Genomic DNA, 19,027 nt, shown 5'->3' with positions numbered 1-19,027 from the left:
CGGAGTGAACCGACTTCAGAAGGAAAAATATCCATGCGTGATGCCCAACCCCAAAGTATTTACCTGAAAGACTATTGTCAGCCGGAATACTGGATCAACCAGACGGAACTGACGTTTGAGCTGCAAGAGGATGCCACCGTTGTGACCGCGGTATTGACGCTCGAAGCCAACAACGCCGGCAATCAGTCCGGTGTGCTGGAATTACAGGGTCAACAGCTGGAGCTGCTGCAACTGACGCTGGATGGCACCACGCTAGCGGCGGATGCCTACACTGTGACCGACGATTCATTAACCATCACCGGTCTGGCACAACAGCACCAGCTGAGCATTGTGACGCGTATTGATCCGGCAGCGAATACCGCGCTGGAAGGTCTGTACCGCTCCGGTGGCATGTACTGTACCCAGTGTGAGGCGGAAGGGTTCCGCCGTATTACCTATTATCTGGATCGCCCGGATGTGATGTCGGTGTTCACCACCCATATTATTGCCGACGGCGAGCGTTACCCGGTAATGCTGTCGAACGGCAACTGTATCGCGGACGAAACCCTGGCCGACGGTCGCCGCCAGGTAAGCTGGCTTGACCCACACCGTAAACCGGCCTATCTGTTTGCGCTGGTGGCGGGAGATCTGCTGCACAAGGAAGACCATTTCACCACCATGAGTGGTCGCGATGTCACCCTGAGAATTTTTGTTGAACCACAGAATATCGACAAGACGGAATATGCGCTAGACGCACTCAAGCGTTCCATGCGCTGGGACGAAGAAGTCTATGGTCGTGAGTACGATCTGGATATCTTTATGATTGTGGCCGTGGATGACTTCAATATGGGCGCAATGGAAAACAAGGGCTTAAACGTCTTTAACTCCTCCTGTGTACTGGCCAACCCGGCTACTGCCACCGATGCCGCCTATCAACGTATCGAAGCCATTGTCGCCCATGAATACTTCCACAACTGGTCGGGCAACCGGGTAACCTGCCGCGACTGGTTCCAGCTCAGCCTGAAAGAAGGGTTTACTGTTTTCCGGGATGCCAGCTTCTCGGCGGATATGCACTCTGCCACAGTCAAGCGTATCGAAGATGCCCGTATGGTGCGTACGGTACAGTTTGCCGAAGACGGCGGCCCGATGGCGCATCCGGTACAACCGGATTCCTTTATTGAAATCGCTAACTTTTATACCGTAACCATCTATGAAAAAGGCGCAGAAGTGGTGGGTATGATCCACAAGATCCTCGGAGCCGACGGTTTCCGCAAAGGGTCGGATCTGTATTTCGAGCGACATGATGGTCAGGCTGTCACTATCCATGATTTTGTTGCTGCCATGGAAGATGCCAACGGTATTGATCTGACTTTATTCAAGCGTTGGTACAAGCAAGCGGGTACGCCAGTGGTCAGCGCGGAGGTTGACTATCGTGCCGACGAGCAGGCCTTGTACCTGACCTTGCGTCAGCAATGCCCGGACACCCCGGGACAAACCAACAAACAGCCGATGTGGATTCCGGTACAGCTGGGTCTGCTTGATGCCAATGGTCAGGATTTGCCGGTACAGGTGACCCCCTCGGTGAACGCCGCGGGTATGGAAACCTGGACTGCAGCCAGCCAGGTGCTGCACTTGACCGAAGCCGAGCAAACCTTTGTGTTCTCCGGGCTGGAGAGCCAGCCGGTACTGTCGTTATTCCGTGACTTCTCGGCACCGGTCAAGGTCGAGTTTGAACAAAGTGCGCAAGACTTGTTGTTCCGCCTGCAGCATGACAGTGATGGGTTCAACCGCTGGGACGCCGGTCAGCGTCTGATGCTGGGCTGGATCGACCAGGCCCGTCTGGATGAATTTGAACTGCCGGAGGACGCTCGTCAGGTGATGGCCGAACTGCTGTCTGACGATACTCTTGATCCAGCCATGGTCAGCTACCTGCTGACCTTGCCGTCAGAAGCCTATATTGCTGAGTTCAGCGATCAGGTTGACCCTCATGCGATTCACCTTGGCCGTCAACGGGTGCGTCTGGCGATGGCGATGGCGCTGAACGAACAGTTTGCTGCCTGCTATCAACGTCTGCTCAGTCATGCCGAATATCAGCCAGAACCACAACAAATGGCCGCCCGCACGCTGAAAAACCTGGCGCTGAGTTACTGGAGCGTAGCGTCCGATGCCGGAGTTCGTCAGGCATTGGCGCAGTTTGGCAGTAGCGACAATATGACCGATCAGATGGCGGCGTTGCAGGCCCTGATTTGCAGTGGTGATGACGAGCTGGCACAACAGAGCCTGGAAGCGTTCTACCAGCAATGGCAAAACGATGCGCTGGTGGTGAACCAGTGGTTATCGGTACAAGCCGGTTCTGCCGATCTTGGTACACTCAGTCGTATCCAGCAGTTGCTGGAGCACGAAGCCTTTGACTGGCGTAACCCGAACAAGATTCGCTCTGTGATTGGTGCTTTTGCCAATCAGGCGCTGTGTCACTTCCATGCTCAGGATGGCAGTGGTTATCGCTTGCTGGCGGATGCCGTTATTCGTCTGAATGCCACCAACCCCCAGATTGCCTCACGCTTGCTGACACCATTAACCAAATGGCGACGCTTGGTACCGGCACTGTCGGAACAGATGAAAGAACAGCTGGAACGGGTTGCGGCGCAACCAGACCTGTCCCGTGATGTGTATGAAATCGTGAGCAAAAGCCTGGCCTGACCCGCCAGGCGCTGCGTTGTTGTCTGAGTGATGCTGGAGGATGTCCTGTTTGTGGCGCTGGTGGTTATTAACATGGCCGTTATGGGGGTGGCTGACGCCGGGAGTCCAGGCGCTTGAGGTCAGTTATCCTGCGGATTATCTCGCTGCCGAGCTGGACGATGCCGCATTGGCCATGCGGCTGGAACGTGCCGGCAGCCTGTCGGATCAGTTAACCCCGCTGGGAGCCACTCGAGCCGGTAACGGCACCGATATCCCGGACTGGCGGGGAGGCTTGCGCATGCCACCGCTGGGTTATCAGCGGGCAGGGCAACCTCATATTGACCCTTTTGCCGGAGAATCCGCGTTGTTTCGGATCGCGGCAGGCAACCTGCCAGACTATCGTTCTTTTGTAACTCCGGGCCTGCAGGCTCTGTTGGAACGTTATCCCGACAGTTTTTATCTGCCGGTTTATCCTTCTCGCCGTACCGCGGCTGCACCGGATATGGTGTACGAACAAACCTACCAAAACGTTATTCGGACCGAAACCAGTCGGGATGGCCCCGGGTTTTATTATGCCTGGGGCGGCATTCCGTTCCCGATACCGGACAGTGGTGTGCAAGCCATCTGGAACCATGCCGCTCGCTGGCAAGGGGAGCAGCTCCAGGCGCAATGGCGTGAGATACAGGTATCTGGCCGGCAACGGCAAGCTATCCGTTGGCGGGTGCAAGAAAACTACCCGTATTACTGGCAGCGATCGCGTTGTTTCTTGCCTCTGTCACAGTGTGAACCGGACCGGCGTACTGGTCATACCGAACGCAAAAACATGACCTTGTTCCAGCGCCAGTGGAGCGCTATCGGAGCCGGGCTGTTACGGGTCACGGATCAATTGAAGGTAAAAGAAGGGCGAGAGTATGGTTATCGTCGTCAGCAAGGTGCCTGGCCGGATGGCTGGGACCCGACCCTGCGGGGGACAGAAGACATTACCTTGTTCAGTGGTTCATCGCAGTCATATCACTGGTTGCTGTTGGGTAAACGCGAGCTGTATATCCCTTACAACAATTACCGTTTTGAAACCCTGGGTGATGACACCTTGCTAGGGCCGGGGCATTTGGCCAGCTCCGCCCTGCGGTTTGAAAAACATCGTGTCTGGGTGGTGGACGGTACCTTGAAAAAAGGTGCCAGTAACCGTTATCGCAAACGGGTCTATTATATAGATGAAGACAGTTGGCAGATTGCTCTGGCGGATTTTTATGGGGCCGATGGCCAGTTACAACGGGTCGGGCTGGGGCTGCTGAAAAGTTTCTATGAGCTGCCGGGGGTACTGCCGGCGGCGACTGTGATTCATGACCTCTCGAGTGGCCGCTATAGCATCACCGGGTTGGAATCTGGTCAGGACGATGTCCGGCGATTTGATCTGCCGGTTGAGGCAATCAGGGTCGACGCCGACTGACTTGCCATCCGGGTGGATGAACCCGGCGAACGATCGCATTCGCGACTATTATTGTTGGCACTAGAGCCGCTACGCCAGGCATCAATCAGCCCGGATTCGGGCTGGTCTGGACTGTTATTGAATGCGCTACTGTATTGGCAAACTCTTCAAGGCATGCGATTATCCAAACATTAGGATATAGAGTTGTTCCTTTTGTTCACATAAAGAGCTGCTTGCCTGTCCCATCAACATCATAATAATAACGGAGTTCTTGATGCGTCTGATCAAGGCATATTGCTTTATGGTCACCCTGTCTCTGGTGACCACGACCGCATTGGCACAATGGGTCGATCCCTTGCAAACCCCCGCGCAAACCAGCGCAAAAGCCCATACCGCCTTACTGCTTGATATCACCCAGGCCGGTGAGCGGCTGGTGGCAGTGGGGGCTTTTGGTCATATCCTGTATTCCGATGATCAGGGAGCGAGCTGGCAACAGGCACAAGTGCCTGTCAGCGTGACCCTGACCGCTGTGAGTTTTGCCGATGCGCGCCATGGCTGGGCTGTCGGCCATGACGGCATTATATTGGCAACCGAGGATGGCGGCCTGAACTGGCGCAAGCAGCTGGATGGTTTTGTTGCCAACGACGCCATGGTTGAAGCCTCTGAGCGTTTGTTAAGTCAGGCGGAAGCAGCGCTGGCCAGCCTTGAAGAGACTGACGAGCGCGACGAAGAGGCACTCGAGGAAGCCGAAATCGTGCTGGAAACCGCCATGTTTGCGGTTGAAGATGCTGAGTACGATGTGTCGATTGGCTCAACCAAGCCGTTACTGGACGTGCTGTTTCTTGATGATAAGCATGGTCTGGCCGTCGGGGCTTACGGGATGGCGTTTGAAACCCATAACGGCGGTGACAGCTGGAGCGAATTTACCTCGCGCTTGCCATTAACAGAACGTTCCCACCTGAACAGCCTGACCCAGGCTGCGTATGGACAATTGTTTATTGTTGGCGAAATGGGATTGATCCTGACATCCACGGATAACGGTGACAGCTGGCAAGCACTGGAGTCCCCTTATGATGGCTCACTGTTTGGCATGATCAGCAGCGCGAATCAGCTGACCTTGATGGGGTTACGAGGCCATCTGTTTCAATCAACCGATGCCGGGGCACACTGGCGCGAATTAGCGCTAGATAATGAACAGACCCTGTTTCAGGGCCTGGCTATGGATAACGGTAGCCGGGTACTGGTCGGTAATTCAGGCACCGTGATATTACTGGATAATCAGGCTACTCAAATCATCAACCTGGCAGGCCGCAAGGGGGTTGCCGCATTGGCCGCCGTCGAAGAGGGGTTTGTGCTGGTGGGTGAAGTGGGTATACAGCGTATTAATCGTCGTGGTGAGCTGATCAGCGCTGCCCGAATTGTGGAGGCGCAGTAATCATGACCCAGAAACATCATTATTCGACCGAGCCGGAACACTTTATTCTGTCGCCAGAGACAGAGCCCTTGTTAGAGCGAGTGTTGTTTAACAATCGCTCGCTGGTGTTGATGGTACTGACACTGCTGACGCTGGTGTTTGCCTTTGGCCTGACCCAGATCAGGCTGGACTCCAGCATCGAAAAATACATTCCGCTGCAGCACCCCTATATCCAGAATTATCTGGTGCATAAAGATGATATGAAAAGCGGCATGGCCAATATCAAGATTGCCGTGGCCGCCGTCGAGGGCGATATTTTTGACGATGCCTATCTGCAAACGCTGAGTAAAATCAACGACGATGTCTTTTTTGTGACTGGTGTTGACCGCTCCGGCATGCAGTCGTTGTGGACCCCCAATACCCGCTGGACCGAAGTGACCGAAGAAGGCTTTCAGGGTGGCCCGGTGATTCCCGCCAATTATGACGGCAGTCCGGCCAGTATCGAACAAGTACGCCAGAATATTCTCAAATCAGGGCAAGTGGGCCGTCTGGTCGCCAACGATTTTGTGTCTACGGTGATCGATGTTCCGCTGCTGGAGCGTGACCCGGAAACGGGAGAAAAGCTTGGTTATCAGGCGCTGTCGCACCAGCTCGAAGAGCGGATTCGCGATCACTACCAGTCCGACAGCATTCGCATTTACATCACCGGCACGCCCAAAAAACTGGGTGACTTGCTTGATGGTGCCGTGTCCATTGGCTACTTCTTTCTGGCAGCGATGCTGATGACGGCAGTGTTGTTGTATCTGTATTCCCGTTGCCCCAAAGGCACGCTGGTGCCGATTGCCGCTTCGCTGATTGCGGTGGTATGGCAGCTGGGAGCACTGGCGCTGCTGGGGTTCAGTATCGACCTGTATTCGGTGCTGGTGCCGTTTCTGGTGTTCGCCATCGGTATCAGTCACGGCGTGCAGCTGATCAATGGCATTGCCATTCATTCCGGCCAGGGGCTGGACAAGATGTCGTCGGCACGTCAGGCCTTTCGCGGTTTGTATGTGCCGGGCATGTTGGCGCTGCTCAGTGATGCGATGGGTTTTCTGACCTTGCTGTTTATCGATATCGGCGTGATTCAGGAACTGGCCATTGCGGCCTCGGTCGGGGTTGCCATGATCATCGTGACCAACCTGGTACTGGTGCCGATTGTGATGTCGTACATTGGCATCAGTCCCGCCGGTATTGCCCAGGCGCAAAAGGCCGAAAAAGCCAATCCGGTGATCTGGCAATGGCTGGGTCGTTTTACCGATAAACGCTACGCCGTTACGGTGCTGTCGCTGGCCGTGGTGCTGGGTGCGTTTGGCGTGTATTACAGCCAGGATCTGGAAATTGGCGACCTGGACAAGGGCGCGCCGGAACTGCGGGCAGACTCGCGCTACAACCTCGATAACGACTTTATGGTAGCCAGCTATTCCACCAGTTCGGACGTGATGGTGGTGATGGCCGAAACCCCGATCGAAATGTGTAACACCTTCAAGGTGATGGATGTGCTCGACCGGTTTATGTGGCGTATGGAAAACGTTCCCGGCGTACAGTCTGCCTTGTCGCTGGTCACGGTCTCCAAGCTGGTGACCAAGGCGATGAATGAAGGCAACCTTAACTGGTACGCCCTGTCGCGCAACCAAACCATTCTGAATACCTCCATCCAGCGGGCACCGGGTGGGCTGCTGAATGCCGACTGCTCCATGGCTCCGGTGATTATCTATCTGAACGACCACAAGGCGGAGACGTTACAAACCGTGGTGGATGCGGTGGAAGCCTTCAAGTCAGAATACGACGATCAGGTGGACGAGATGTACTTCGGCATGCGGGCCGACGCCATTCAGGATGCCATTGCCGAAGGCAAGATAGATGCAGTGCCAATGCGCCTGCAGCTGGCCTCCGGTAATGCCGGGATCGAAGCCGCCACCAACCAGGTGATCGCCGATGCGCAAGACACCATGCTGATTTTTGTGTATGTGGTGGTGTTTAGTTTGTGTCTGCTGACATTCCGCTCGTTGACTGCGGTCGCCTGTATCCTGCTGCCATTGGCGCTGACTTCGATACTGGGGCAAGCATTGATGACCTGGCTGGGAATTGGCGTCAAGGTCGCCACGTTGCCGGTGATTGCTCTGGGAGTAGGGATTGGCGTTGACTATGGCATCTATATTTACAACCGACTGGAGGCGTTGCTGATTTCTGGCCTGTCGCTGAAGGATGCCTATCTGGAAACCCTGCGTTCTACCGGCAAGGCGGTCAGCTTTACCGGCGTGACGCTGGCGATCGGTGTGGCTACCTGGATGCTGTCACCGATCAAATTCCAGGCTGATATGGGCATCCTGCTGACCTTTATGTTCCTCTGGAACATGCTCGGTGCTCTGGTATTGCTACCTGCACTGGCCAGCATGTTACTTAACCCGGAAAAAATCCGGGAGCGGCACCAGCGCGTTCACCAAAGCGTACCACCTGCGGTGTAGGGTGCTCGTTATGTCTGCCTGACCTCACTCGGGTTGCCCGCTAGGGCGATCCGTGGCCACCTGCTCCGGTGCGGCATGGTGTGAGGTCTGATCTTCTGATCTTCTGGCCTTATTGTTCTGGGAATCTTCTTTCCTGATAATCTGACGCTCTGATACTTATCACCGTTTTACGACTGGCAGGAGAATGTTTATGTCGGAACAGAGCAAAGCGAATGGTCTCAAGGTACGGACCGAAGTTATGGGGGCAGATTTTGTCCAGCGGGCGCAGCAAAATACCACAGCGCTGACGGAGCCTTTGCAGGATTGGATTAACGAACATGCCTGGGGGTCAACCTGGCAGCATGATGGTTTGCCGCGTAATGTACGTTCGCTGGTTACGATCGCCATGCTCACGGCGTTAAAGTCGCCGGCTGAGTTAAAAGGCCATATTCGTGGGGCGTTGAATAACGGCTGTACGCCGCAGGAAATTCGTGAAGTGTTGCTGCACAGCTTGCCATATTGCGGAGCGCCAGCGACTCAGGAAGCCTTCAGGGCGGCGGCAGAGGTATTGGATCTGTCGGCCTTTGAAAACGACTGACACGTCTGTCAGCGGCCACTGGCCACTATATGAGAGCCAGGCAGCGGATGATGGCTGTGTTGACTGGTTGGGCGTGAGTGGGGACACCCCTGGGCGCTGCCTGAAAGGGCAGCGCTTACCAATGGCTCAGGGTTTCTTTCCCAGCAGGGTACGAAACTCTTGCACCACGACAGGCCAGAAAGCGCGCAAGCTGTCGTATTCGTGATCCACTGCTTGCAGATACTCATCAAGATGATCAACGGCTTCGTGCTGTTCTGCCAATTCCACTGCAGCAAGGCGGGTTTTTAGCTCCGCCAGACGCAGTTCCATTTTTTCAATTTTACGCTGTAATTCTTGTTTGTTTTCGCTCATAGCCAACTCTTTTAAATGCCGATTAAATACCCAGTAACTGGCAGCCACCAATCAGCACCAGAGGTGTTACAAAAAATATTCCCAAAATATAGACACCAACATAGATTTTGTTGGCAGAGGCAGCAATGGACAAGTGTTCCGCAGCCCACAATGGAATGTTACGCAATAAGGGAATACCGTAAATCAGTATAACAGCGGAAACATTATAAAGCAGATGAACCAAGGCAATTTGCAGCGCAAAAATAGCATTGACTCCAGTAATAGCGGTCGCTGCCAGCAGAGCAGTAATACAGGTACCAATATTGGCACCGAGAGTAAACGGGTAGATTTGGCGCAGGCTGAAAACACCACTGCCGGCCAGCGGCACAATCAGGCTGGTGGTGGTTGAGCTGGATTGCACCAGAATGGTCATCAGGGTGCCGGAAGCAATACCGGATACCGGGCCACGACCAACAGCAGAGTGTAAAATCGCCTTGGCCTTACCAACCAGCAAGGAGCGCAACAGTTTGCCAATCAGGGTGATCACCACAAAAATGGTCGCAATACCCAGAACCACCATCAGGATGCCAGAGGCGGTATCAGGTGCCAGGGAGGTCAGTTGTTGCTGGATAAAGGTCACCGGAGGTTTGACCAGCGGTTTGACGAAGTTAAAGCCATGCATCGACAGGGAGTCGGCTCCAACCATCAGGGAAGCGAGAAACCCTCCCATCTTTTCCAGCACTCCAAACATGATTTCCAGTGGCAGGAATATCACGACCGACACCAGATTGAAAAAATCGTGCACGGTGGCAGCGGCAAAGGCGCGGCGGAATTCATCACCCTTGCGGACATGACCCAGGCTTACGATGGTGTTGGTGATTGTTGTACCAATATTGGCGCCCATCACCATGGGAATAGCGATGCTGACTGGCAAGCCGCCGGCAACCAGGCCAACGATAATAGACGTGACGGTACTGGATGACTGAATCAAGGCGGTTGCAATGGTACCAACGATCAGGCCGGTCAGCGGGTTGCTGGCAAAATCGAACAGTTCTTTGGCGTGCTCTCCGGCCGCCAGTTTGAAGCCACCTCCAATAATGGAGACAGAAACTAGCAATAAATAAACAAGACCGGCAATTTTAAGCCAGTTCAGCCAGTGGCTGCTCGGAGAGAGCTGGCTGTTGCTCAGCTCAGGTGATGACGCGTTTGCAGTCGTATCGTTCATACAGAGATGGCTCATCCGGTTGGTTTTATGCGGGTACAAACAAATCGAGGATACTCCCCGACAATTATGACATTTTTATGACAGCGTCATCGTTGGACATTAAGCACAATCATAGTGATAGGGTGATCTGGCCCTATTGCAGGTAACGGTTTTTTGCTTTGTGATGTTTTAACCATATGAAATTGTTCTGAAAACTATTCAGGCCAGTACTTGTTGGATGCTGATCAGGGGTATTCACAGCAGGGTTGATAATTTTCATGAGTGATAGCGAGACTTTTTAATAGAGGCAGGTGTTTTATACTGCGATGTCTGAAACCCCGGAGAGTTCGCATGACTGATGTACATTCTAGTCCCACGAGTAGCCGCTTTAAAGGGACAAGCGACTATATTGCTACCCCACAGCTGCAAATGGCGGTCAACGCCGCGATCACACTGCAAAAACCCTTGCTGCTTAAAGGTGAGCCGGGCACCGGCAAAACCATGCTGGCGGAGCAGTTGGCTGATGCCCTGGGCACCGAACTGATTCAATGGCACATCAAAAGCACTACCCGGGCGCATCAGGGCCTGTATGAATACGATGCGGTGTCGCGGCTACGGGATTCCCAACTGGGTTCCGATCAGGTGCACGATATTCGGAACTACATCGTCAAGGGCAAGCTCTGGGAAGCTTTTGCCGCCGACAAGCCGGTGGTGTTACTGATTGACGAAATCGACAAGGCCGATATCGAATTCCCCAACGACCTGCTGCTGGAACTCGATAAAATGGAATTTTTTGTTTACGAAACCCAGGAAAAAATCGTTGCCAAACACCGGCCGATTATTCTGATTACCAGTAATAACGAAAAAGAACTGCCCGATGCTTTTTTGCGGCGTTGTTTCTTCCACTATATCGACTTCCCTGATCGCGACACCATGCAGCGTATCGTCGATGTGCATTTTGACAACATCAAACAGGAGCTGGTACAGACGGCACTGGATGTATTCTTCGACCTGCGTCAGGTGCCAGGCTTGAAGAAAAAGCCGTCAACCTCTGAAATGATCGACTGGCTTAAACTCCTGCTGGCCGACGACATTGGTCTGGATGCCCTGCAAAACAAACAGGGAACTCAGGCAATCCCACCGCTACACGGCGCGCTGGTGAAAAATGAACAAGACGTACAACTGTTAGAAAAACTCGCCTTTATGAGCCGCCGCCGGAGCTGATTGTGCTGATTGATTTTTTCCAGACCGTTCGTGCCGCCGGTGTTCCGGCTTCGGTGCGGGAATACCTTGATCTGTTGCGGGCGTTGCAGCAAGGGCTGGTGTTTGCCGATGCTGACGAGTTCTATGCATTGGCCCGGCTTTGTCTGGTCAAAGACGAAAAATACTACGATCGTTTTGACCGTGCCTTTGCTTCCTATTTCAGTGGCCTGGAATCCTTCTCTGGAGCACTGGAGGAACTGGACTTGCCCGATGACTGGCTGCGCAAGGAGCTGGAGCGGGTGATGACCGAAGCCCAGAAAGCCGAAGTGCAGGGGCTGGGCAGCCTCGATAAAATCCTTGAGGCCCTGCGGGAGCGACTGGAAAATCAGACCAAACGTCATCAGGGCGGCAGCAAGAACATCGGCACCGGTGGTACCTCGGCCTTTGGTGCATTCGGCTATAACCCTGAAGGCATACGTATCGAGCAGGGCGAAAGCCGCCATCGCAAAGCCGTTAAAGTGTGGGAAGAACGCAACTACCGCAATCTCGACGACAGCATTGAACTCGGCATTCGTAATATCAAAGTGGCTCTGCGTCGTTTACGCCAGTTCGCCCGCCAGGGAGCCGCTGACCAGCTTGACCTAGACGACACCATTCGTTCGACAGCCCAGAATGCCGGTTATCTGGATCTGAAACTGGTGCCCGAACGTCATAACGCCGTCAAGGTGCTGCTCTTTTTTGATGTCGGCGGTTCCATGGATGAACACATTCGTGCGTGCGAAGAACTGTTCTCTGCAGCCCGTGCTGAGTTCAAGCATATGGAGGGGTTCTATTTTCATAACTGCGTGTACGAATCCGTCTGGCGTAACAATAACCGTCGCCATCAGGAACGTATCAGCACCTGGGATGTACTGCATAAATACGGCAGTGATTACAAGGTTATCTTTGTTGGTGATGCCAGCATGGCCCCTTACGAAGTAACCCATGTGGGCGGTAGCGTCGAACACTACAATGACGAAGCCGGTGCGGTCTGGCTGCAACGTATTACTCAGCGGTTTCCCCATGTCGTTTGGCTGAATCCAACGCCACAACGATGGTGGGGGCCTTATGGCTCACTCGGAATGATTCAGCAGCTGATGGAAAATCGAATGTATCCGCTGACGGTTGAAGGTATTACCGCCGCCATCAAAGAGCTGACTTGAGTCCGTTGCCTGGGGTCATTAATGGTATTGTGTCGGCGTTTATTGTCGAGGAGTGATGTGTGACAGGCGTGGGGGTAGCCAGGCGTAGATAAACACTGGAAAACAGACAATAAAAAACAAGGACAATACGTAAGAAGAAAATCAAGACAGTCCGGATTCGGACAAAGGATGGTGCCCAGGGGGAGACTCGAACTCCCACGAGCATAGCTCACTGCGACCTGAACACAGCGTGTCTACCAATTCCACCACCTGGGCATTTTTATTGACTGGTTATGTCCAGTCCCGGAGTTACTGTTCCGGCCAGTGTTTCCTGCATCTTGCTGCACCGTTATTTTTACAGGGTAACGACAGGGTCATTACTGAAAAATAATGGTGCCCAGGGGGAGACTCGAACTCCCACGAGCATAGCTCACTGCGACCTGAACACAGCGTGTCTACCAATTCCACCACCTGGGCTTGGATTTTGCAATCCGCTGACAACTACAATCATTCTGGTACCAGAGGCCGGACTCGAACCGGCACACCCGCTAGGGCGGGGGATTTTGAATCCCCTGCGTCTACCAATTTCGCCACTCTGGCTTAGTCGTTGTCAGTGGCCGCGTATATTACAGTCGAAAATTTTTCTGTCAAATATTATTTTAAGTTATTTCTTAACTTAGCCGGACTTGTTGGGTAACCTTGAGGTCATTATTGCCCGAACGAAAGTGCATGATAGCGTGCAGCGGCGGGCAATCCCTCTTTCTTGCAATCGATAGACATCATGAAAACCAGCGATTTCAGTTTTGAACTCCCGGACGAGCTGATTGCTCGTTATCCGACCGAGCAACGCAGTGGATCCCGCTTGCTGATGCTTGATGGTGTCAGTGGTCAGACCACCGATGCCTGTTTTACCGACCTGTTGGAGCAGGTGGAAGCGGGGGATCTACTGGTCTTTAACAATACCCAGGTGATTCCGGCGCGGCTTTTTGGTGAAAAAAGCTCGGGCGGTAAAGTCGAAGTGCTTGTCGAGCGTCTGCTCGAAGGTACAAACGTGCTGGCCCATGTCCGGGCATCACGTTCCCCCAAACCTGGCCAGACGCTGTTGATTGCCGGGTGCGTTGTGGAGGTAATCGGCCGGGAAGCCAATCTGTTCCATCTGCACTTTGTTACCGACGAGACCTTGTTGGCATTACTGGAACGGGCCGGGCATATTCCGTTACCCCATTATATGGAGCGGGAAGACAATGATTTTGACCGCCAGCGTTACCAGACCGTGTATGCCGAAAAGCCTGGAGCGGTAGCGGCTCCGACGGCCGGGTTACATTTTGATGAGCCAATGCTGGCCGCCTTGCGTGAGAAAGGCGTGCAGTTGGCGTTTGTTACGCTGCATGTCGGGGCGGGTACTTTTCAGCCGGTCAAGGTAGATAATGTACTGGAACACCAGATGCACGCCGAGTACATCGAAGTTGATGAGCATGTCGTGGCAGCGGTGAAGGCGACGCGAGCAGCTGGCAAGCGAGTGATTGCAGTCGGTACGACTTCGGTGCGCAGTCTGGAAAGTGCCAGCCAAAGCGGAGAAATAGCGCCGTTTTATGGCGATAGCCGGATCTTTATCTATCCTGGTTATCAGTTCCGTTCGGTGGATGCAATCGTCACCAATTTTCACTTGCCAGAATCCACACTTATTATGCTGGTATCGGCGTTTGCCGGACAGCAACACACACTCGACGCCTATCGGCATGCCGTGACTGCCGGTTATCGTTTTTACAGCTATGGTGATGCCATGTTTCTGTCGCGACCATTCGTGGCGGCTCAGAATACATCGCAAGCGATCGCTGCTACCCATTTTCCCGCTGATTCTATTGCCCCACAGGAGTCTGAATGACATCCGAGACCCCAGCGCGCCAGTGCGCCATGAGCTTTACCCTGCACGCCTCCGATGAGCACAGTCACGCCCGCCGTGGCACCGTGTCATTTCCTCGGGGGGATATCCAGACTCCAGCGTTTATGCCGGTTGGCACTTATGGCTCGGTCAAGGGGCTGAATCCAGATCAGGTCGAAGACCTCGGTGCCGAAATTATTCTGGGTAATACGTTTCACTTGATGTTGCGTCCCGGCACGGAAGTGATCAAGCAGCATGGCGGTCTGCATGGTTTTATGGGCTGGAAAAAACCGATCCTGACGGACTCCGGCGGTTTTCAGGTATTCAGCCTCGGCGATATGCGCAAAATCACGGAAGAAGGTGTGACCTTCCAGTCGCCGGTGAATGGCGATCGCGTCTTGATGACACCGGAAAGCTCGATGGCAGTGCAGCGTGATCTTGGCTCCGACATTGTGATGATTTTTGACGAATGCACGCCGTACCCTGCCACGGAACAGGAAGCTGCGGATTCCATGCGGTTGTCATTACGTTGGGCAAAACGCTCCAAGGCAGCCCATGGTGATAATCCGTCGGCCCTGTTTGGCATTATTCAGGGCGGCATGTACGAATCGTTGCGGGATGAATCCTTGCAAGGCTTGCTCGACATTGATTTCGACGGTTATGCCATTGGTGGCCTGAGTGTCGGGGAACCCAAACCCGATATGATGCGGGTGCTGGCCCATGTTGCCCCCAAAATGCCACAGGACAAACCACGCTATTTGATGGGCGTTGGCAAGCCGGAAGACCTGGTCGAAGGGGTGCGTCGCGGTGTGGATATGTTTGATTGCGTGATGCCAACCCGTAATGCCCGTAATGGCCATCTGTTTACGTCGTTTGGTGTGGTGAAATTGCGGAACGCTGCCAATCGTAATGATACCGGTCCGATTGATCCGGAATGCCAGTGCTACACCTGTCGGAATTATAGCCGCGCTTATCTGTATCACCTTGATAAATGTAGGGAAATACAAGGGGCTACGTTAAACAGTATTCATAATCTTCATTATTACCAGACATTGATGGACGGTTTGCGCCGCTCCCTCGAAGAAGGTACATTTGCGGCCTTTGTTGATGATTTCTACGCCAAACGTGGTGGCACAACGCCAGCGCTGGAAAAATAATCCTGGTGGTCAGACTTGTGGTGTACGGCTTTTAGCCCCATATCGCAAACTGGCTGACCGGTTTGGATACTGGCGGGTATCTTCATGCGCAGGCTCAGGATTTGTCAGCCCGGAATTGCGCACATCATAAAAATCATGTCGCTTTACCCTGTTGGGAGCGTCGGTTGTTTTTGGAGAATGTATTTCATGAAAGCTTTGTTTGCTGTGATGGCGTTGACCTTTTCCGGGTTTGCGATGGCAGAAGGTGCGGAAGCACCAATGGGTATTACTGGTCAGCTGGTGTTCCTGGGTGGTTTCCTGCTGATTTTCTACTTCTTGCTATGGCGTCCACAAAGCAAGCGTCAGAAAGAACACAAAAACCTGATTACCAACCTGACCAAGGGCGATGAAGTGGTTATGGCTGGTGGCATGCTGGGTAAAGTAACCAAGGTCACAGAAGATTTTGTGGTCATGGAAGTGGCGAACGGCATTGAATTGCCGGTACAAAAAGTAGCCGTCACCATGGTGCTGCCAAAAGGCACGATCAAAGACGTTTTGGGCTGATCTTTCCTGATGCTGTCAGTGGTGGTGTTACAACTGCTGGCACATCCGAATCGAGTTTTCATAAGGGCAGATTATGCTCAATAAGTATCCCCTCTGGAAAAACTTGCTGATACTGGTGGTATTGGCGCTTGCGGCGGTTTATGCCGCACCTAACCTGTATCCGCCGGACCCGGCTGTACAGGTCACACCTACCCGTGCCGGTGCCGAAATGTCCGCCAGCCTGATGTCCCGAGTCCGTACTATCCTGGCAGACAACAGTGTTGATGTACTGGGCGATGAAGTGAATGGCAGCAGTGCGTTGTTCCGGATTGGCAGTTCGGGTCAGCAGTTGGCTGCCAAGGACCTGGTACAACGGGAACTGGGTGATGACTATATCGTGGCGCTGAACCTGGCTCCGACAACCCCTGACTGGTTGCTGTCGCTGGGGGCTGGCCCGATGACACTGGGGCTGGATCTGAGTGGTGGTGTGCATTTCCTGATGGAAGTGGACATGGATGACTACCTGGCGAGCCGTGTAAAAAATTATCGTGAAGAATTACGCACCCGTTTGCGCGAAGAGGGGATCAAGTATCGCCGGGTGCTGGTGAATGGCGACAAGCTGGTACTGCAGTTTGTGGATGTCGCTGTTCGGGATGAGGCAAACAGCTTTCTGATTCGTGAGTACCCGGAATTCTGGCGCGAAGAAATCAAAGTTGCTGATCAGTATGGTCTGGAACTGACCATCAGCGAACAGAAAATCAAGGAAATGGAAGATTACGCCCTCAAGCAAAACCTGACCACATTACGTAATCGGGTGAATGAGCTGGGGGTTGCCGAGCCACTGGTACAACGTCAGGGTCGTAACCGTATTGTGGTGGAGTTGCCGGGTGTTCAGGATACTGCCGAAGCGAAGAAAATTCTTGGCAAGGCTGCCAACCTGGAGTTCCGTCTTGAAGCCGATCCGGGTGCCAACCGGTTTACAACAGAAGAATATTTGTTCCGCACGGATCAGTTCCGTACTGCGCGTTTGGAAAAGACCGTGATTGCCACGGGTGATCATGTGACCAATGCACAGTCATCCTTTGATGAAAACGGCTTCCCGCAAGTGAATATCGACCTGGACTCCAAGGGTGGCGCGATCATGACCCAGGTGACCCGCAAGTCGATCAAGCGTCGTATGGCCGTGCTGTTTGTTGAGCGCAAGCCACAAACCAGTTATGAAATGGTCGATGGTGTCGAAATGACAAAAACCATTCAGGTGGTCGAGAAATCAATTATTTCTCTGGCAACCATTCAGAGCACGCTGGGTTCCAGTTTCCGGATTACCGGCCTGGAGTCTGCCGAAGCCTCTGAACTGGCCTTGCTGTTACGGGCAGGGGCACTGGCGGCACCGATGTACTTCGTTGAAGAACGCACGGTTGGCCCAAGCCTGGGTAAAGAAAATATCGAGATGGGTGTTAACTCGGTCATTCTTGGCCTGGCTATGGTGCTGGTACTGATGGTGGTGTACTACCGGGCGTTTGGCATGATTGCCAATGTGGCGCTGATGGCAAACGTAGTTGTATTGATTGCCATGATGAGCATTGTCGGTGCGACGCTGACCTTGCCGGGGATTGCCGGTATCGTCTTGACGGTGGGTATGGCGGTGGATGCCAATGTGCTGATTTTCTCTCGTATTCGTGAAGAATTACGGGCTGGACGATCACCGCAGCAAGCCATTCATGAAGGCTATAACCGGGCTTTTGTAACAATTCTTGATGCCAACCTGACCACGCTGATTGTGGCGGTCATTCTGTTTGCCGCAGGCACCGGGCCGGTGAAAGGTTTTGCCGTAACCCTGTCGTTCGGGATCATCACATCCATGTTTACCGCTATCATGCTGACGCGGGCACTGGCCAACGCTATTTATGGTGGCCGCCGTCTTGAGTCCCTGTCTATCGGAGGTAAGGTCTGATGAAAAAATCCTTCGATTTTATGCGCTTGCGTATGGGAGCCATGGTGCTGTCCAGCTTGTTGCTGGTGGTATCGATTGGTTCATTGGCAGTACAGGGCTTGAACTTTGGCCTGGATTTTACCGGCGGTACCTTGCTGGAAGTCCAGTATGCAACGCCTCAGCCGCTGGATGATATTTCCGCGGCACTGGATGAGGCCGGCTACAGTGGTGTGACGGTGCAGAACTTTGGTTCTGAGACCGACATTCTGGTGCGGATGTCAGAAGCCTTCCGGGACAATCTCGGTAACGAGGTGCTGGATATACTGCAGGCTTCCGCAGAGGGTAATTCCCTGACCCTGAAGCGCAGTGAGTTTGTGGGGGCTAATGTCGGTGAAGAATTGCGTGATCAGGGCGGGCTGGCATTACTGCTGGCTCTGACGGTTGTAATGATTTACGTTGCGGCCCGCTTTCAGTTCAAATTCTCGGTGGGGGCAGTATTTGCCCTGTTCCATGATGTGATGATCATTCTGGGGCTGTTCTCGCTGTTCCAGTGGGAGTTTGACCTGACGGTACTGGCAGCAGTGCTGGCGGTGATTGGTTATTCCTTGAACGATACCATTGTGGTGGCTGACCGGATTCGGGAAAATTTCCGCATTCTGCGCCGCAGTGATGCTCTGGGTATCATGAACGAATCCCTGAACCAGACGCTGGACCGGACGCTGATGACATCGATCACGACGGCATTGGTACTGCTGGCGTTGCTGGTAGTCGGGGGTGAGCTGATCCATAACTTTGCCCTGGCACTGATGATCGGTGTGTTGGTGGGTACTTATTCGTCGATCTATGTCGCGGTGAATATTCTGGTGTTGATGAAACTCAGCCGTGAAGATCTGATTCCACCGGAAACAGAAGAAGAGGTCGACGACCGTCCTTGATCGGGGTCTGATCTGCTAAATGCCGCGGTTTCTTATGGAGGCCGCGGCATTCTTGTTTTATGACTATGGCGTTTGCTTGTAACGTAGCAGGACGCAGT

At 53.5% G+C, this 19,027-nt stretch carries 14 protein-coding genes and 3 tRNA genes; 12 read left to right on the top strand and 5 right to left on the bottom strand.

Annotation, left to right across the window (positions count from 1 at the left end; genetic code table 11):
- Positions 1–33 precede the first annotated feature (33 nt).
- From pepN to Q8W24_RS00165, 5 genes are all read left to right on the top strand, one after another.
- Positions 34–2,679 carry an aminopeptidase N gene (gene pepN, locus Q8W24_RS00185; protein WP_305474019.1) on the top strand — a complete coding sequence of 882 codons (2,646 nt, stop codon included), beginning with the start codon at positions 34–36 and terminating at the stop codon, positions 2,677–2,679.
- Between the two features lie 49 nt (positions 2,680–2,728).
- On the top strand, positions 2,729–4,108 hold the full coding sequence (locus tag Q8W24_RS00180) for a DUF1329 domain-containing protein (RefSeq protein WP_305474018.1): 1,380 nt from the start codon (positions 2,729–2,731) through the stop codon (positions 4,106–4,108).
- Between the two features lie 253 nt (positions 4,109–4,361).
- A complete protein-coding gene (locus tag Q8W24_RS00175; protein ID WP_303434645.1) occupies positions 4,362–5,522 on the top strand; it encodes a YCF48-related protein in 1,161 nt (386 codons plus the stop codon).
- A 2-nt stretch (positions 5,523–5,524) separates the two neighbouring features.
- Positions 5,525–8,005 carry an RND family transporter gene (locus Q8W24_RS00170; protein ID WP_305474016.1) on the top strand — a complete coding sequence of 827 codons (2,481 nt, stop codon included), beginning with the start codon at positions 5,525–5,527 and terminating at the stop codon, positions 8,003–8,005.
- Between the two features lie 190 nt (positions 8,006–8,195).
- Complete coding sequence (locus Q8W24_RS00165; protein WP_305474013.1) at positions 8,196–8,582, top strand: carboxymuconolactone decarboxylase family protein; 387 nt, start codon at positions 8,196–8,198, stop codon at positions 8,580–8,582.
- 126 nt (positions 8,583–8,708) lie between these two features.
- Here Q8W24_RS00165 and Q8W24_RS00160 read toward each other — a convergent pair whose 3' ends face one another.
- Both Q8W24_RS00160 and Q8W24_RS00155 read right to left on the bottom strand, forming a co-directional pair.
- Positions 8,709–8,933 carry a hypothetical protein gene (locus Q8W24_RS00160; RefSeq protein WP_303434642.1) on the bottom strand — a complete coding sequence of 75 codons (225 nt, stop codon included), beginning with the start codon at positions 8,931–8,933 and terminating at the stop codon, positions 8,709–8,711.
- A gap of 22 nt (positions 8,934–8,955) precedes the next feature.
- Positions 8,956–10,137 carry a Na/Pi symporter gene (locus Q8W24_RS00155; protein WP_303434641.1) on the bottom strand — a complete coding sequence of 394 codons (1,182 nt, stop codon included), beginning with the start codon at positions 10,135–10,137 and terminating at the stop codon, positions 8,956–8,958.
- A 330-nt stretch (positions 10,138–10,467) separates the two neighbouring features.
- On the opposite strand from Q8W24_RS00155, the gene Q8W24_RS00150 reads away from it, so the two are divergent.
- Positions 10,468–11,340 carry a MoxR family ATPase gene (locus Q8W24_RS00150; RefSeq protein ID WP_303434640.1) on the top strand — a complete coding sequence of 291 codons (873 nt, stop codon included), beginning with the start codon at positions 10,468–10,470 and terminating at the stop codon, positions 11,338–11,340.
- A 2-nt stretch (positions 11,341–11,342) separates the two neighbouring features.
- Entirely contained in the window at positions 11,343–12,521 is a 1,179-nt protein-coding gene (locus tag Q8W24_RS00145) for a VWA domain-containing protein (protein ID WP_303434639.1), read from the top strand.
- 169 nt (positions 12,522–12,690) lie between these two features.
- Here the strand turns inward: Q8W24_RS00145 and Q8W24_RS00140 are convergent.
- The 3 genes from Q8W24_RS00140 to Q8W24_RS00130 all read right to left on the bottom strand — a co-directional run bounded on the left by Q8W24_RS00140 (position 12,691) and on the right by Q8W24_RS00130 (position 13,100).
- A tRNA-Leu gene (locus tag Q8W24_RS00140) sits at positions 12,691–12,776 on the bottom strand.
- Between the two features lie 115 nt (positions 12,777–12,891).
- Positions 12,892–12,977: transfer RNA gene (locus Q8W24_RS00135), tRNA-Leu, on the bottom strand.
- 36 nt (positions 12,978–13,013) lie between these two features.
- Positions 13,014–13,100 (bottom strand) — tRNA-Leu (locus tag Q8W24_RS00130).
- Between the two features lie 181 nt (positions 13,101–13,281).
- Between Q8W24_RS00130 and queA the strand changes: the two genes are divergently transcribed.
- The 5 genes from queA to secF all read left to right on the top strand — a co-directional run bounded on the left by queA (position 13,282) and on the right by secF (position 18,929).
- Entirely contained in the window at positions 13,282–14,385 is a 1,104-nt protein-coding gene (gene queA, locus Q8W24_RS00125) for a tRNA preQ1(34) S-adenosylmethionine ribosyltransferase-isomerase QueA (protein WP_303434635.1), read from the top strand.
- Between the two features lie 29 nt (positions 14,386–14,414).
- Positions 14,415–15,539, top strand: coding sequence for a tRNA guanosine(34) transglycosylase Tgt (gene tgt / locus Q8W24_RS00120; RefSeq protein ID WP_303434638.1), 1,125 nt, complete (start codon positions 14,415–14,417; stop codon positions 15,537–15,539).
- A 186-nt stretch (positions 15,540–15,725) separates the two neighbouring features.
- Positions 15,726–16,082: a preprotein translocase subunit YajC gene (gene yajC / locus Q8W24_RS00115; protein WP_303434634.1), complete on the top strand. Its 357-nt coding sequence runs from the start codon at positions 15,726–15,728 to the stop codon at positions 16,080–16,082.
- A gap of 73 nt (positions 16,083–16,155) precedes the next feature.
- Complete coding sequence (gene secD / locus Q8W24_RS00110) at positions 16,156–18,015, top strand: protein translocase subunit SecD (protein WP_303434633.1); 1,860 nt, start codon at positions 16,156–16,158, stop codon at positions 18,013–18,015.
- Positions 18,015–18,929 carry a protein translocase subunit SecF gene (gene secF / locus Q8W24_RS00105; protein WP_305474011.1) on the top strand — a complete coding sequence of 305 codons (915 nt, stop codon included), beginning with the start codon at positions 18,015–18,017 and terminating at the stop codon, positions 18,927–18,929. Before secD ends, secF begins: the two co-directional genes overlap by 1 nt.
- Positions 18,930–19,027 lie beyond the last annotated feature (98 nt).

Origin of the sequence: Oceanobacter sp. 4_MG-2023 (assembly GCF_030689165.1) — a bacterium.
In the GTDB taxonomy this organism is placed as follows: domain Bacteria; phylum Pseudomonadota; class Gammaproteobacteria; order Pseudomonadales; family Oceanobacteraceae; genus Oceanobacter.
Note: the sequence above shows the minus strand (reverse complement) of the source record. Positions and strands in the feature narration are given on the sequence as shown.